Here is a 15738-nt window from a genome sequence, read left to right as displayed (position 1 = left end):
TCTTTGCTAAGTAATATTATAAAATTTATCATTTTGTATTGTAGTCAAAGACAAATTGCAATGACTAACGTTTTGTTCTGCAACCTGTTATATTCAAAAAATAAAAGGCTGCCCTGCCAAAACAATACAGGGTAAGTTATCATAAATAGAATGATAACCGTATCAGTAACCTACTCCACATTAAATGGTTTCACAACCTCGTTCAACACGTAAAAGCTATTATTAGCCATTTTTAACATGGGAATATCGACCGGTAAATTGCCAAATGCTTGAACAATGTCATAACGCTCGTCATTGCCCCTGAAAACGCTGTTTAATCGTACAACTTTCTCTTGTTCCTGGCATTCACTTTCAATTTCACCCGTTAGCAACCCATTCTGCTCTATTATAGTAGTACCGATCACGCGTTTAACGGGCCAACCTAGCTGCTCCACAATACCGGCTATATAAGATTCTGGTGATGCAGTCACAATCCATATTTCAATGCCCGCATCATTTAATTTTTTCATCATATCAACCACTTCAATAATTGGAGTGACCTTATCAAATAACGCGACACCGGCCGCAAACAGCTCCTCGTGCATTTTCCCCTTTAACGATTTTTTGTATAAATAGGTTTTTATTGATACCTTAATCCCCTGCTGATAGGTCGAAGCTTTACACAACAAGGGTAATAATTGTATGGCTAATGGTCTGTTACCTAAAAAATGTTTAAACAAAAAATTTAAGGAATTTTCTTCAATTAAGGTTTCGTCAAAATCAAACAGTGCTATTTTCATTTCTATCTTCTTTTTGCGGGCATAAAACTTATTTAACGTCTTTAATTAATGCACATGCACCAAATGGCATATCATTCATTTCAACAACATCAATATTTTTTTCTATGGCCAGTTTTAATAAGTGGACTGTACTGGGATTAAGTTTATCCTGCACAATTAATAAATCAGGCACTCTGCGCAGCATGACTCTTGTCGCTTCTGCAATGCCGGGCTTAATCCTGTTTTTATTAGAAACATGATGCTGCTGCATCATTTCTTTCAAAAAAAATCGCGTCATCGACTGCCGTTTTTGTGCAGAAAGTGATTCATTTTGTAATGGGTTTTGAAAATCGCTTAACGTAAAACAATCCGTTATCTGATTAACAAACCAGTTTGAACGATCGTGGTTTTCTAAGTGAGAATATGAAATACAGCCATGAAAATCATCCGCTTGTATTTGATCATTCAATACTGAGCGGCTGATTAATCCGCTCACGGTCGAATTCATTAGCGCACTGGGTATAGCATAGTCATCATAAGTAGCTGAAAAGTCTGCTGTTCCGCCGATATCTGAAATAACAAATAATTGTTCGAATAGATTGAGCTTACGCCGCGTATTGTAATCCTGAACCGCTTTTTTTAATTCTTCAGTCATCACCCCTTTTGCAGTCCAACCGTCCACAAAAACAATGCTTTCAGGGTTGATTTTTTGATCAAAAATAAGGTAATCCAGCGCATTTTGATCAATGCCTTTATCGCGCACAATACTGATTGAATAATGCTGTGAATTGACCTCTGCATATTCATTGATCGCGCGATTTAATAACACCCCAATGGGGGTCCCTGCACGTACCAAAGAAATAATGCAGATATCACCATCACGATTTTCAACCATCTTTTTGGCTAATTGTAAGACTTCAACCGCCAGACGTTTTTTGTACTGCTCAGTCAGGCTTAAAAACAGCTCTAAATACTCTTCCGTTGGTGCACTTTCCTGATTCACCATTTCTGAATAATGCATCACACCGCTTTGAATCAGGCGCTCTTTGTCTTCAATAGTATAAAATTTAGGTTTGATGTTTTTTAACAGAAATAAACAATCTTCTGCGCAATAGCTACCCAACAAAGGGCTTTTCTTCGTGTGTAAATTATTAAACATGGGATATAGCTTTCATTATTTGGCTGGATTTAGGGAAGATAGCAAAATCTAAATTTCGAATAAAGGGGAGATCAGAGACACTATCACCGATTCCGAAAAGCACATCTTTATCAGAAATATTTAGTTTTTTTACCAAGTAGTTAACCGCTAACTCTTTACTTGCATAGGGTGGCAATACGGCGAAGTTACCTGCATTGCCATGAATGCTAAAGTCCAGTTGCTGCAGATATGCATTAATCTTAAGCAACAAAGTTTCCTGAAGCTCATGAGCAGGAATTTTTATGCAGATATAAGTACAAATATCATGATCGATAATCAAACGCACACGGGCTTCACAATTTATAGCGCTAAAATAATCGAGCAGCTGACAATGCGTTCGAGTCAGTTTCTCCTGCCAATATTTCATATCATAAGTGTTATTTAAATACTTAATCCAGCAGGGTAACAATGCAGATTGTTCATTCAATATCAGTGCGCCATGAGAAACAATGGCATAGTCACTGTTGGTCACTTGATCAATAATACAATGCTTATATGAACTGCTTCTGCGGCCTGTTACCGCAATAAACGAGGCGTTCAAAGCCGCTAACATCTGCACTAATTTTTGCTGCTGCAGTGTGGCATAGGATTCTATTTCCCCCCGTTTGTTAACGGAGGTTACCTGACTATCGGACGTTTTTGTATGTTTTCTCTTGCTGCTAAACAAACTATCATCTAAATCTGTAAATACAAATACGCGAGATGACTGTGTCATTTAAGACACCTCACATTTTGTTAAGGGGTATCGACTGGCAAACTCATGCGTCTCTCTGCTACTTTCATTTTCCAGCAATACATAAACGTCTCTATTACCCTGTTCAAAATTATAAAGATAATGTTCAACCTTACTGCTGTCAAAAGAAAAAGATAGCTTCTGTTCAATCGATTCCCCCAGCAGTAAAGGAGAGCGATTAATGGATTGATACAGTACATCACAGCCTGCTTGCTCATGTTTTTCAGCAATCAGGAAGGGAATATATTGATGCTCACCATTAGCGATAATAGTCATCTCTTTTGATGAAATAATATTTGGCAAATGACCTGAATAGGGCATTAACATAGCGCAGCGCCCCAATTCATCCGATGACAGTGCTTCACATAACCCTGTATCTGCATTTTTCGGTAATTCAGGCTTAAAACTTTCTTTTTTCACCATTGATATTTGCGCTTCCATTAATGACACATAACGAATGGGAATATTAAAATCTGTGATCGATAAATTCTGTTTTCTATCGACTAAATTAACTAATGAAATAATCACAATTTCATCGATATTCATCAAATATTTTAATAATCCGCTGATAAGCAATTTAATGGTGCGACCTGTGGTTATCTCGTCATCCACAATCACTAAACGTTTACTTTGAGTGATTCCTTCAAGCAGCTCTGTTTTAGGTGCATAAAACATATGATTCACCGCATGACTATGTGCTTCATCAACAGAAAACCACAAAGGTCGATTCAATTTATGACGCGTCGTATGTTGAAAATAGACATTTTCTTGTTGCGCTCGCGCTAAACTATCTGCAACCCCTGCCCCGAGTCCCGTTGCGGCTTCAGCGAGGCTCGCAACATACGTTAATTTATCATTGCCCAGAGATTCTGATAATGAATCATAAACCTCTCTCATCACCTTAGGCTTGGTGGGAACATAACGACCAAGTACTTTGCTGACAAGCATAAAACTGCGCTTCGGATTCTGCCTGCAGGCAAAGGTTAATAGTTCTTCAACGGGTTTTTGTGTCTTTAGTACATCAAGCGAAATAAGCCCCGCTTGAGTTTCAAAATTGTAATTCATAGTGTATTTACTTCATTTTATTTTTTTAAATAAGCCTTTTCCTGCTTAAAGTGTTTTGCGCTGAAATTTGAACTGGATTGACATTATTTCATGGAAGAAAATAATCCTGTCATTAAAATCCCATCAACTCATTACCCATAGGCTAAACGAGTCCGCATCTGATCGTAAATTGTATGAAGGAAATTAACTTTATAATCTAAATCATTTTAAGTCACTGCTAATAAGAATAAAGCTCCATCAATCATGCTTAAAAGTGATCATAACCACAAAAAAGCTGAATGTTGGAGCTTCAATATCAAGCGTTATTAATTAAATTAATTTAGCCAATCATTGCATACATAACGCCAGCCCAAACAACAAACATGGTTAACAAGAAGTAAGCAACATTTTTAGTTACTTTTTTATAGTTAAAAATCAAGCTTGCTGCGACACCGCCGGTAATACCGACAATAGACCAACGTAACAGGGTTAAACTATCATCTTGAACTAAAGGCAATGAATCAACACCATTAATCAGGAACCAGGCCAGCAAAGGTAATGCAAAAGCGATAGTCGTATCAAAAGTATTTGATGCGAGCGGATTAGCAACCGCATCTTCATATTCTCCTTTTTGAGCGTCTTTGAGTGACAACATTAAATCAGGAACAGAAGATGCCGCAGATCCAAAGATTAATCCGGCAAAAAACTCAGGTACACCGAGCACGGTTGCACTGCCTAATACACCTTCAACTAACAGATACGAAGAGCCGGAAATAATAGCAATCGCTAACACAATAACAACCAGAGACGATACCAGTGTAAAGGGTCTGTTTGAGAAGAATAACGTATTGAAGTTAAAGGTAATTAAGTTTAAAAATACGCCGCGATCATCAATCTCTTCATACTCATATTTTTCTTCTTCATCACCTTCCTGATCACGTTTTGAATCAATATATAAGTGCACGGCATAAAAGAAATAGATAACGTTTAATACAACTGCCATCCAGAGTGTAAAATTATTAAAACCGAGAAAGATGATCAATGCAATTTCTGCGGTTAACACCCAAAATACATCTCTGATTAACACTCGTTTGGTTAATTTAATTGATTTAACAGCTGTTCCATCTTCATCTTTTGCCATAATAATAGAAAGCGCCGGTATAACACAGCCGTTAAATATTGCCGATCCTGCTGTCACACCTAATGCAACCATCACTAATGACGGGTCGTCAAACCAGAACAAAGTAGCAATTACTACACACATTTCAGGCATACTTGATCCGACTGCATTAACAGTCGCACCCTTCACGCCGGGCGGAAATTTCCTTCCTAAATAAGAGGCGCTTTGCTCAAAAGTATCACATGCGTATTTTAATAAATAACATGAAAAAATAATTAATAAAAAGGGCCATAAATTTTGCATTGTGTTCATCTCAATCTCTAATTATATTCAGTACGTTTTACATAAAATCAAAAAATATTATGTAATATTAATTCCATAGTTGACTGCCATTGCGTGCAGTCCACCTGAGTAACCTTGACCAATTGCCTTAAATTTCCACTCTCCTTTATGACGGTATAATTCACCAAAAATTAATGCGGTTTCTGTGGAATAATCCTCAGATAAATCATAACGCACCACTTCTTGATTATTGCTTTCATCTATTAAACGCATAAATGCATTCGAAACTTGTCCAAAATTTTGACGGCGTTTCTCTGCTTCATGAATAGTGACGCCAACAGCGATTTTAGCAACCTCGGCAGGCACTGCACCTAAGTCCACTTTAATCGATTCGTCATCTCCGTCACCCTCACCGGTTAAATTATCACCGGTGTGTTCAATAGATCGGCAGGGAGATAACAATTGACCATAAAAAATAAAATGAGCATCAGAAATAATTTTATTTTCTGAATTAAGCATAAATGCAGATGCGTCTAGATCAAAATCATGACCATTCATTGAATTTGCATCCCAGCCTAAACCAAGCAAGCAATTCTGCATGGAGGGCGCTATTTTTTCTAAAGAGACGTTACCGCCTTTTTGCAAAGATATTGCCATTTTATGTCCTATAATAGTTTAGTGTCATTTAATGTAAAGAGAAAAGTGGATAACTTACTGCTCACAACAAAAGGTGTCAGGTTACAACGTGGATATTAAGACCGATTCATATTCAAAGAAAATTATAAATAATGTTTTTTAACCGTCTCGATCATACCAGGCAATTTACTGTCTTTAGTCGGCTCACCAAGCGCAGAGAATTTCCAATTTTTATTATGTAAGTAGAATTTACCTAAGACCATCGAAAGCGCGCCTGAAAATTGCGGGTCATTAGTCACATCATAAGTGGCATAGACACTGTTTACATGCGTTGGGGTGCCTTCATACAGACGGATAGAAGCAAAAGGAATGGTTTTAAAATCATGACCGCTGTAGGAGTTTAAAACAAAGACTATTTGATGCGCATTGCTGTCTAACTGATTTAAATTTAAAGTGATGATTTCATTATCTAGCCCATCATCGCCATCAAGATCACCTGTTCGGTCATCACCGGAGTGTTTGATGCCTTGGGTCGCTAATTTGCCAAAGTAGACAGTGTCTATTACTTCATTCTTAGCATCAAAAACAATACAACTTGCATCTAAATCAACAGCAACTTTTTTTTTGCCGCCAAATAACCCTTTCTTTTCGATAGCGCCCCAGTTCACACCAACACAAATTTGGTCCAAGTTCGAACCATTGCTTTTTTCAAGGCTAATTTTTTGCCCTTTTGCTAATGAAATTGCCATTACTATTTCCTTAATCTAAACATGTAAAAAAGGGGGAAACAGATGCTCCCCCCGAATAAATATTTTTCGACTAACTGTACTTAAATTTAAAGTTAAACATTAACATTAAATTGTTGTGCCATTGCTTTTAAGCCACCAGCAAAACCTTGACCCACAGCTTTAAATTTCCATGCACCATTGTGGCGATACATTTCACCGAAAAGCAGTGCAGTTTCAGTAGAGTAATCTTCAGACAAGTCGTAACGGGCAACTTCTTCATTGTTTTCTTCATTAACAACTCGAATGAAAGCATTAGAAACTTGGCCAAAATTTTGCTTACGTGATTCAGCTTCGTGAATCGTCACACCAACAACAATTTTCATCACATCAGCAGGGACTTTACTTAAATCAATTTTAATCGCTTCGTCATCACCTTCGCCTTCGCCGGTTAAGTTATCACCCGTATGTTCAACAGAACTACACTCAGAAACTAAGTTACCGTAAAAAATAAAACCTTTGTCTGAAAGTACTTTACCTTCTGCATTAACCATAAAGCCAGATGCATCTAAGTCAAAATCAGTTCCATCAGTACTTCTTGAATCCCAACCTAAACCGAGTAGGCATTTAGTCATACCTGGAGCAACTTTTTCTAGTGAAACATTTCCGCCTTTTTGTAGAGAAACAGCCATTCTGATACCACCTTTTTAGTTATTGAAAATAAAATATTAAATCGAGTCTAACATGAAGCCGAGTTAAAACTCCACGTGTAAAAGATCAACATATACTAGCCTATTATTCAGGATCATATCGACCAGAATAAAGAATAAAAATCCGACGATGAAAGTTAACTTACCTCCCGCAGAGTCGCTGGTTTATTTGATTATGCTCTCAAAGAGCCAAAATAAACGCACCGGGCGTAGCACATTGAAATGTTTAGACTATTGGTTTCTTAGATAGTTCAACAGCAATCGCAACTTGAGTAATAAAATGCAGATATAATCCTTTAACACAAGGCTCTATTACATTTATATGATGCTTATTCCTGTCACCCCATCCTGTACGCGGACATCCTGTTTATCATTCCAATAAATACTTTATAATCAACACGGTGTAAAGCTGAAATTATCTTAACAGCGACCGAACTTCCTTTATTGCAACATTAGCCCCCCTTTTAAAATTAAAAACCGCGGAATAGATCTAAATAAAAAAAATGAGCCTTGTTAGCAGAAAATAGAGCAGCCAGCTTGCTTAGTGATCAATGTCATTAAATCATCATAGTCATTTTTGATACTGAGGTGAAGATAATAAAAAGCACTAATACATTTAAAGAGGCAAAAAATGACGAGAAAAATCTGCTTGGCAAGTTTGGTTTCCGTGGACGTTATAACGGGCTGTGCGGGCAACGTACAGACGACAGAGACTAAGGGCTTTTTGGAGAGCTTTTCAAAACAAGGTAGTGAGTTGCCTTATTCTGTATTGCGTGATGATTTAGTCGATGCGAATCCCAATCAAGCGAATCAGTTTTACGCGCTAACCGACCGCGGTCCGAACGCTAACCATACAGGGGATTATGGCAAAGGGAAAAGCTTTCCCGTCGCCTCTTATACACCGCGTATTGGCTTGTTCGAAGTGGCGCCGGGTGGCAATATTACTATGCTGAAAGATATATTACTTAAACGTCCCAAAGGCAGCCTGATATCAGGTTAGATACAAAAAAGGCTACCATTTTAGCAGGTAGCCTTCAGATGTTACGTAAAACAGGTGTTATGATACAGGTTGTAACGAGTCATATATTGCGATACAAGTTAGCTCTTGTCAAAAGAACGATTATCTCCGAATACGCTCTTCTAATACGGTGTGAGTGATAATTCGAGTCAGTTTAGGTAATTGTTCAAGGTGGTTTCGCAGATTGTTCAATTCGGCTATTCCCTCTGCTTCAGCAAATATCATCATATCCACCTCACCAGAGGTACTATGACAGCTTCGAATCTCCCGATAAGGCCGTATAAGAGCTTCGATCTCATCGCAGCAACTCTGATCAAAGGACAATTGAAAATAAGCTGCAACCTTGCTTTCTGGTAATTTAAGCTCAGCGCGATACCCTAATATCATCTGCTGATCTTCCATCTTGTGAATACGCTCTGATACGGCACTCCGTGACAGCCCTACCTTTCGTGCTATCTCCGCATTGGATTGGCGAGCGTCATCACTGAGGCAAGCTAGAATTTTTTGATTAAAGTTATCCATAGAATCACTTAGCACTAAACATGTATTCCACTACGGGAAATAGATAGTATGACATATCTGTCGGGTTCTGTGTCGATTCGACAGCATAAACGACGAATCGCGGGTTAATGCTGGCGACTTGCCTATCTGTATTACCGGCTCAATACATTACACTTGTGCATTGCTTCTTTATCACAAGAAGTTTATCTAGCCTGATCAAAGCATCTAAATTTGGAGAGTAATAGGATGAAAATTACTTACATTGAATCACCTGAAGGATTGTTGCATGAAGGAACGAAATGGGAAGAATTGAAACAACAAATCATTTCAGAAAAACCAGAGGTTTTAGTTACCAACGAGATGCCTTTTGGAAGTTGGCTTGCTGTAGAAAACGAATTTAATACAGCAGATGCAGAAGCATCTATTTCAGCGCACAATTATGGTGTAGATGCATTGAAAAAGCTTAATATTCCTATTGTTCTTTCCTCTCGGCCGGTTCCAGTTGACGAGAAATTGGCTAATGAAGCATTTGCTCTAGTAAATGGCGAATATAGATTCGCACACCAAAAACATTACTTTCCCGAAGAATCGGGGTTTTATGAGACGGCTTGGTTCCGTACTGGACGAACAGGCTTTGATGTAATCAAAATCGATAAACTAAATGTTGGTTTTCTTTTGTGTACAGAGTTGATGTTCAATGAATGGGCAAGATCTTATCGATGCCAAGGTGCTCATCTTCTTGTTATCCCAAGGGCTTCAGAGCAAGGCTTTGAGCGTTGGAAAACAGCAGTTGCAATGGCCGCAATTGTTTCTGGCTGCTATGTTGTCAGCGCAAATCGCGTAGGAAAGTGCGGCGATGAATTAACCTTTGGTGGCAAAGGGTTTGCTTTTTCGCCAGATGGTTCACTTATATCTGAAACTTCATCTGATAATCCTGTAGTTTCATTTGATTTAGATTTTGGTTTTGTTGAGAATCAGCAAAAACAATATCCCTGTTATGTACATGAAATAGGGCTTAAATGCCAATAGTACCAATAGGGGCGAGTTTTGTTTTTTTGTTAACCACACCACGTATACCCACAACAAAAAAACTGGCATATAAGCTAATATCGGTTGTTCAAATTGATATTAAAGAATACCAAACTAAGCCGCTTTGTGTGCGCCTTTACGACTTAGAAAATTACAATTTTTTAATTTCTTAAGTGACTATCAAACTCATTTACAAAATACCTATTATGTTAAGTAGTTCTTTTTTCTTATGTAAATAACGGTTTCATTACAAAATCAATGGTCAATTTATCTATATCAACCTAAAAACAGCCGATTAAAAATAAACCCATCAATGATTTTTTGAGTATGAAAACATGTTTTTCACTTAGTGGTATTCTCGAACCCAAACAACTAAATTAGGAAATGTCGTTTTTGTACTATTTGGGGAGAAAACGAACGTAAATGGGATAATTTCGACAGAGAACATTATTCTGTCTGAAGATTTCTAAAGTCTTTTGAGGTGATTAAACTGGTTCTCAAAATCACGAATTATTTCAATAAACAGAAGCCCGTCGATAAAATATTACTGTCTTCGTTGTTAGCTCTTTATATTAAAAAATACTGTGAAAAATCGTAATTAAATTTCGCAACAATATATTTGCGAATGATATTGTTACTTATTTAACCAAAAGCGTTGTGATGACTCAAAAAGCACGTTTATTAGCTGAACATGGCGTTAAGTAAACTGTTTTACGCTCTTTCTGTGTTAATAATCTACAGCTACCCTATTATCATTTGGACAAAGCGGGTATCAGGATCACTGTTCAATATCGACTACCAACGGACGTTGAAAGTATGGAAAGCAGCACGGGTGGTCAATAAAATAAACAAGGGAACAACAATGAGCAATAAAATGAATACTGGTGTTATTAAGACCGCCATCGTCGGATATGGTTTATCCGCAAAAACATTTCACCTTCCTTTTATCGAGTCGCTCCCGGAGTTTGAAGTGTCGGCGATCAGCAGCAGCCAAACTGACGCGCTTAAACAAGATTGGCCGAATGCGGCGCATTATTTAAGCGCAGAAGAGATGCTGCAAAACAGTGATGCGCAGTTAGTTATTATTACGGCGCCTAACGATGTGCATTTTTCCTTAGCTAAATTAGCACTGGAAAATAATAAACATGTGATCTTAGAAAAACCCTTTGTGACTAATATTGCCGATGGTCAAACCCTGATCACTCTGGCAAAAGAAAAAGGGTTGGTATTAAGTGTCTACCACAACCGCCGCTGGGATGGTGATTTTATGACCATTAAAAAATTAATGGCAGAAAACACGCTGGGCAATATTAAACATTTTGAATCACACTTTGACCGTTTCAGACCAATCGCTGTTCAACGCTGGCGTGAAAATGCTCAAGACGGCGGCGGCATCTTATTTGATTTAGGCCCCCATTTAATTGATCAGGCGTTACAACTGTTCGGATTACCCGACGCTATCACGGCGCAATGTAAAATAATGCGGGAAGGCGCGACCAATATTGATTATTTTAACTTAACTCTGCATTACCCGGATAAACTGGCGCTGTTAAGTGCTTCATTATTTTGTGCCGCGCCAAACTTACGTTTTAATATTCAAGGCGATCGGGCTAATTATAGAAAATGGGGACTGGATCCGCAGGAAGATAGATTAAAAACAGGTGTGCTGCCTACGACCACCGACTGGGGTCAGGAAAACCAAGATCAATATGGTCATTTATATTTTGAAGACTCATCACAGGTCGCTAAAACGGAGCTTGGTGGTTATCAACATTTTTTTGTGCAAATGGCGAAGGCCATTAATAGCGGGGCTAAACCTCCCGTCTCGGCAGAAGATGCATTGTGGAATATTAAACTGATTAAATTAGCGATGGAAAGCAGCCGCTTGGGAAAAACAATCAAGGTTTTATTATGAGTGCACAATATTCACTGCCGGATTTATTAGGTCAGGAAAGCGAACTGCAGTTTGTATTTTTTAATAATCAGACGGCCTGGCAGTTAGGCTGTCAATTAAAAAAAACAGCTGAGGATAACAATGCGCTGGTCGCCATCGAAGTTTATGCCTTTAACCAGACTTTATTCAGTTATGCGATGTCCGGTACTCAGCTTGATAATCAGATTTGGATAAAACGGAAACGGCAGACTGTGTTACGTTTTGGTCACAGTTCCTATTATATTGGGCAGTACAATAAAGCTAAAAACAGAGAGTTTGAACAACAGGCACACATTAATGCTGACGATTATTGTGCGCACGGAGGGGCATTTCCGATCAGAATAAAAAAATGCGGCTTGGTGGGAGTAGTGACAGTCTCCGGTCTTCCGCAACTGCAAGATCATCAGATGGTCATTGATGCTATGACGAATTTAATTAAATAAATAATAGCAAACAACCCGGATTTTTCAGGAACGGCAAGCTGCTCAAAGCGATACGCGTTAGAGCAGCTAAGCTGGCGGTTTATTAATAATTAACCCTGATCAAGCTATTATTCAAGTGTTAACTTACGCCGTTAAGCGCAATCCTATTATTAAGCAACGACACTGAGTTGCTTACGCGCCTGCTCAAGATTAAGGACCGCTGTTTCAGGTCCCATCGCTAATGCTTCCGCATAAACCACTTCGATATCACTAATGCCAATAAAATTCAGTACGGTTTTTAAGTAAGGAATTTGCTGATCACTGTCTTGCTCTTTATGCATACCTCCACGGGTGGTGACAATGATTGCACGAGTGCCGGTAAGTAAACCTTTAGGCCCCTGTTCGCTATAGGAAAATGTTTTACCCGCGCGCGCAATCAGGTCAATCCAGTTCTTTAATTGTGTCGGGATCATAAAGTTATACATAGGAGCCGCAATCACTAACAGATCGGCTGATACCAGCTCAGAAATCAGTTTATCGGAAAGTGCCAGAGCATTCCGCTGTTTATCATTAAGCTGCTCAGGCATTCTCATTGCCGTGGCTATTTCACCATCTAAAATCGGTAGAGGCTGTAGTGCAAGATCGTGTTCAGTGATTGTCGCCTCTTGCCGTGTATATTTTGCTAATAGTTCATCAATTAATTTCGATGAACTGGAGTAATCACCTAAAATACTTGATTTTAACGCTAAAACATTAATCATAAATTCATCCTTTTTTTGGTTAAATGAGATCATACGCACAGAAAAATACAAATAAATCCTATTATACAGAGCAGTTTGTTCAGTTTTTTTGAATTGTTTTTGGGATTAATATTTGCAGGTGGAAAATCATTATTTGATTCTGCTTAATCCTGCCAAATGAGACTGATATCTGCTATTAAAGCTAGGCTTTTTTAAACTTTTATCTCTGGCAAAAAAAATGCTTTTTCCTATACTTTTATTGATAGTGATGACAGCCAACTAAGCCAGATAAAAATGTTTAGTTGGATTGCAGACTGTAGACAGTAGACATAGCGCCGGAACATAAATATTCACTAAAAGGAATTCGTCATGGATAAACCATCAATGTTAGCAAAATTAAAAAAAGAATTGGCAGAATTGCAAAGCAAAGCAGATGAAGCCAGAATACAGATGAATTTAGCCGGAAAAGAAATACAGGCCACATTAGAGCCGCATTTAAAAACACTTGATAACGAGCTCTTGCATGCGCGCAGAAAATTGGAAAAACTTAAATCTTCTGTAGAAAGTACTGAGCATGAACTGGAAAAAGGCGTACATTCTTCTATGGATAAAATAAAAGAATTGTATAAAAAGGCAAAACAACATTTACCTAAAAAATAACGGATTATTATTTCAGGGCTAATTATCCATAGGCGTTAGCCCCCTTTTTCTGATCTCCGGTGTGATAATCTGCAAAACTAATTGATCTGTTTTTCTACCAATTTTAAATGCCCAATACTGATGATCTCGCTTAACGTTATTATTACAGCCTGATACCTCGAATTTCAATCAATGACCGTCTGCATTTTCAAGTGCCAAAAATTTATGCTGGTAATGCTATTTATCAAAGAGGTTGCTGGCTGTTACATATTTCGCTGCTCACCTATAAATCATACAGTATGGTTAATGTCCAACTGAGCACCACCCACATGATGATGATCAATGGTATCCCTATTTTTAAGAAATCATTAAAGGTATATCCACCCGCGGTCATGACTAAAAGATTGGTTTTATAAGCCATGGGAGTGGCGTAACTCATGTTTGCCCCAAAAAGAACCGCTAAGACAAAAGGTTCCGCAGGTAGATTTAGCTGCTGCGCAATGCCGATCGCAATCGGCGTTCCTATTACCGCGGCTGCATTATTTGAGACTATATTGGTCATAATTGCCATCAGCAACATCAAACCACTTAGCATAAAAGTCGTTGAGCTACCTTCTGTTGCTGATATAAACAGATGTGCTAAATAAGAAGCTGCGCCGGTTTTTAGTAAAGCTTGACCTAAAGCCAAAGAAGCCACCACGATTAAAATAACTTGAGTATTGAGCGCATTAGAGGCATCTTTCCAATTAATGCAGCTGCTCACAAACATCAAAAACACGCCTAATGTGGCACTGATTGCTATCGGTAAAATACCCAATGCTGCAATGGCAATAATAGCAAACATAATAAAAAATGCCCAAGGAGCCTGTTTTGAGTGTGTTAAATCTGAGGTTGCATCTAACACCAATAATTCCCTATTTTTTTTCAATTCTACGATATGCTCACTTCTGCCTTGAATCAGTAAAACATCACCCACTTTTAAATAAATATCAGCCATCCCCTTAAAAAGGGTTTCTGTTTTTTTTCCGGGTCGATGCAGTGCCAGGGCGACAAGATTATGCCTTTCTAAAAATCGGGTTTGAGAAAGCGTTGTATTGTTTAATCGTGACCCCTGAGAAATAATAACCTCAGCAATTTGCTGCTCTTTTTCCATCAACGGATGAGCTTCATCCACAGCCCCTAAACTGGTATATAAAACAGCGCCCAAGATTGTTTCAAAACTCTTTAAGTTTTCAGGCGTATCCTCTACCACTAACATATCATCCGCTTTTATAATTGTTTTTGAATTTGGTAATAAATAGATATCGCTGCTATTTCGGTGAATTCTTAATACCCTCATCATGCCGTCTGTTTTTGCTATCAGCTGCTCCAGCGCTTGATTTTCGAAAATTGAATCGGCAGGAATCATGAGTTTTGCCGTAAATATTCTCGGGGACGTATCAGAAAAAGGCGGCTTGCGCTCTTTAATAAAATAGGGAACCACTAACCATAAATAGGCAATGGCAAAAGCGCCGGCAACAGCGACCGGTAAGAAAAAATCAAACATCGCAAAACTTTCCAGCCCCATATCAACGGCAACTGAAACAACCAATAGATTGGTAGATGTGCCAATAGTGGTACTCATTCCGCCTATTAGTGTGGCAAATCCCATCGGCATCAATACCTTTGAAGCCGGCGTATTTGTCCGTATCGACACAGTTGTCAAAATAGGTAAAAGCAAAATAACAATGGGCACATTATTAACAAAGGCGCTTAACGTTGCCCCTACGATCAGGGTAAGAAGAAGGGATAATTTTGGATGCACACTCCATAATCTTGACAATAATCTGCCAACGGGCTCTAAAGCCCCGGTTCTAACTAATCCTTGCCCGGCAACCATCAGCGCACAAACAGCGATTAAAGCCTCGTGCCCAAATCCAGAAAAAAAATCGATCGCATGAATGGGGGTATTTTGATATTGATAGGGAAAAATTGTAAAACCAACAGTCAAAGCCACAATAATAAAAAGACTGGAGGTTTCCAAAGGAATTTTTTCCCGGGTAAAGAGAAAAAGTGCTAAAAGGGTCAAAAGCATCACTGCAATCGAATGGCTGTTTACAGATGTGACTAAGGGCATAGAATACCTTATAACGTTATTATCCTACTGATATTTAAGATTAGGATTTATTGTTATAGTGTAGTCTTAAGCTGTATTTCTTCCCTTATTTTTGCTTTATCTAATGCCTTAGCAGCACTTAATATCCTCTCCTT

At 38.4% G+C, this 15738-nt stretch carries 16 protein-coding genes; 5 read left to right on the top strand and 11 right to left on the bottom strand.

Annotation, left to right across the window (positions count from 1 at the left end):
- Window positions 1–170: 170 nt before the first annotated feature.
- From CXF72_RS13890 to CXF72_RS13855, 8 genes are all read right to left on the bottom strand, one after another.
- Window positions 171–779 carry an HAD family hydrolase gene (locus CXF72_RS13890; protein ID WP_101039712.1) on the bottom strand — a complete coding sequence of 203 codons (609 nt, stop codon included), beginning with the start codon at window positions 777–779 and terminating at the stop codon, window positions 171–173.
- A gap of 28 nt (window positions 780–807) precedes the next feature.
- Entirely contained in the window at window positions 808–1917 is a 1110-nt protein-coding gene (locus tag CXF72_RS13885) for a cysteine protease StiP family protein (protein ID WP_101039710.1), read from the bottom strand.
- Window positions 1910–2671 carry an HAD family hydrolase gene (locus CXF72_RS13880; protein ID WP_101039708.1) on the bottom strand — a complete coding sequence of 254 codons (762 nt, stop codon included), beginning with the start codon at window positions 2669–2671 and terminating at the stop codon, window positions 1910–1912. The genes CXF72_RS13885 and CXF72_RS13880 overlap by 8 nt, the downstream gene beginning before the upstream one ends.
- Complete coding sequence (locus CXF72_RS13875) at window positions 2672–3754, bottom strand: phosphoribosyltransferase domain-containing protein (protein WP_101039706.1); 1083 nt, start codon at window positions 3752–3754, stop codon at window positions 2672–2674.
- A 319-nt stretch (window positions 3755–4073) separates the two neighbouring features.
- Complete coding sequence (locus CXF72_RS13870) at window positions 4074–5165, bottom strand: sodium:calcium antiporter (protein ID WP_101039704.1); 1092 nt, start codon at window positions 5163–5165, stop codon at window positions 4074–4076.
- A 48-nt stretch (window positions 5166–5213) separates the two neighbouring features.
- On the bottom strand, window positions 5214–5792 hold the full coding sequence (locus CXF72_RS13865; protein ID WP_101039702.1) for a TerD family protein: 579 nt from the start codon (window positions 5790–5792) through the stop codon (window positions 5214–5216).
- A 122-nt stretch (window positions 5793–5914) separates the two neighbouring features.
- The gene (locus tag CXF72_RS13860; protein ID WP_101039700.1) at window positions 5915–6520 is read right to left on the bottom strand and encodes a TerD family protein; all 606 of its coding nucleotides are present in this window, start codon (window positions 6518–6520) and stop codon (window positions 5915–5917) included.
- Between the two features lie 92 nt (window positions 6521–6612).
- Window positions 6613–7188: a TerD family protein gene (locus CXF72_RS13855; RefSeq protein WP_101039698.1), complete on the bottom strand. Its 576-nt coding sequence runs from the start codon at window positions 7186–7188 to the stop codon at window positions 6613–6615.
- A 649-nt stretch (window positions 7189–7837) separates the two neighbouring features.
- Between CXF72_RS13855 and CXF72_RS13850 the strand changes: the two genes are divergently transcribed.
- Complete coding sequence (locus tag CXF72_RS13850) at window positions 7838–8206, top strand: hypothetical protein (RefSeq protein ID WP_198552611.1); 369 nt, start codon at window positions 7838–7840, stop codon at window positions 8204–8206.
- Between the two features lie 120 nt (window positions 8207–8326).
- Here the strand turns inward: CXF72_RS13850 and CXF72_RS13845 are convergent, their stop codons facing one another.
- Window positions 8327–8746, bottom strand: a complete 420-nt coding sequence (locus CXF72_RS13845) for an Lrp/AsnC family transcriptional regulator (RefSeq protein ID WP_101039697.1) — start codon at window positions 8744–8746, stop codon at window positions 8327–8329.
- A gap of 225 nt (window positions 8747–8971) precedes the next feature.
- Here CXF72_RS13845 and CXF72_RS13840 point away from each other — a divergent pair, with 225 nt between their 5' ends.
- From CXF72_RS13840 to CXF72_RS13825, 3 genes are all read left to right on the top strand, one after another.
- Window positions 8972–9754 carry a carbon-nitrogen hydrolase family protein gene (locus tag CXF72_RS13840; RefSeq protein WP_101039695.1) on the top strand — a complete coding sequence of 261 codons (783 nt, stop codon included), beginning with the start codon at window positions 8972–8974 and terminating at the stop codon, window positions 9752–9754.
- An 862-nt stretch (window positions 9755–10616) separates the two neighbouring features.
- Window positions 10617–11669 (top strand): oxidoreductase, encoded by a 1053-nt coding sequence (locus CXF72_RS13830; protein ID WP_232784991.1) that lies wholly within the window; start codon window positions 10617–10619, stop codon window positions 11667–11669.
- On the top strand, window positions 11666–12130 hold the full coding sequence (locus CXF72_RS13825; RefSeq protein WP_101039691.1) for a heme-degrading domain-containing protein: 465 nt from the start codon (window positions 11666–11668) through the stop codon (window positions 12128–12130). The genes CXF72_RS13830 and CXF72_RS13825 overlap by 4 nt, the downstream gene beginning before the upstream one ends.
- 149 nt (window positions 12131–12279) lie before the next feature.
- On the opposite strand, the gene CXF72_RS13820 is transcribed toward CXF72_RS13825, so the two are convergent.
- Window positions 12280–12870, bottom strand: coding sequence for an FMN-dependent NADH-azoreductase (locus CXF72_RS13820; protein ID WP_101039689.1), 591 nt, complete (start codon window positions 12868–12870; stop codon window positions 12280–12282).
- Window positions 12871–13218: 348 nt separating this feature from the next.
- Here CXF72_RS13820 and CXF72_RS13815 point away from each other — a divergent pair, with 348 nt between their 5' ends.
- Window positions 13219–13509, top strand: coding sequence for a hypothetical protein (locus CXF72_RS13815; RefSeq protein ID WP_101039687.1), 291 nt, complete (start codon window positions 13219–13221; stop codon window positions 13507–13509).
- 262 nt (window positions 13510–13771) lie between these two features.
- Here the strand turns inward: CXF72_RS13815 and CXF72_RS13810 are convergent, their stop codons facing one another.
- Window positions 13772–15604, bottom strand: a complete 1833-nt coding sequence (locus CXF72_RS13810; protein WP_101039685.1) for an SLC13 family permease — start codon at window positions 15602–15604, stop codon at window positions 13772–13774.
- Window positions 15605–15738: the final 134 nt, after the last annotated feature.

This window comes from Psychromonas sp. MB-3u-54 (assembly GCF_002836415.1).
In the GTDB taxonomy this organism is placed as follows: domain Bacteria; phylum Pseudomonadota; class Gammaproteobacteria; order Enterobacterales; family Psychromonadaceae; genus Psychromonas.
Note: the sequence above shows the minus strand (reverse complement) of the source record. Positions and strands in the feature narration are given on the sequence as shown.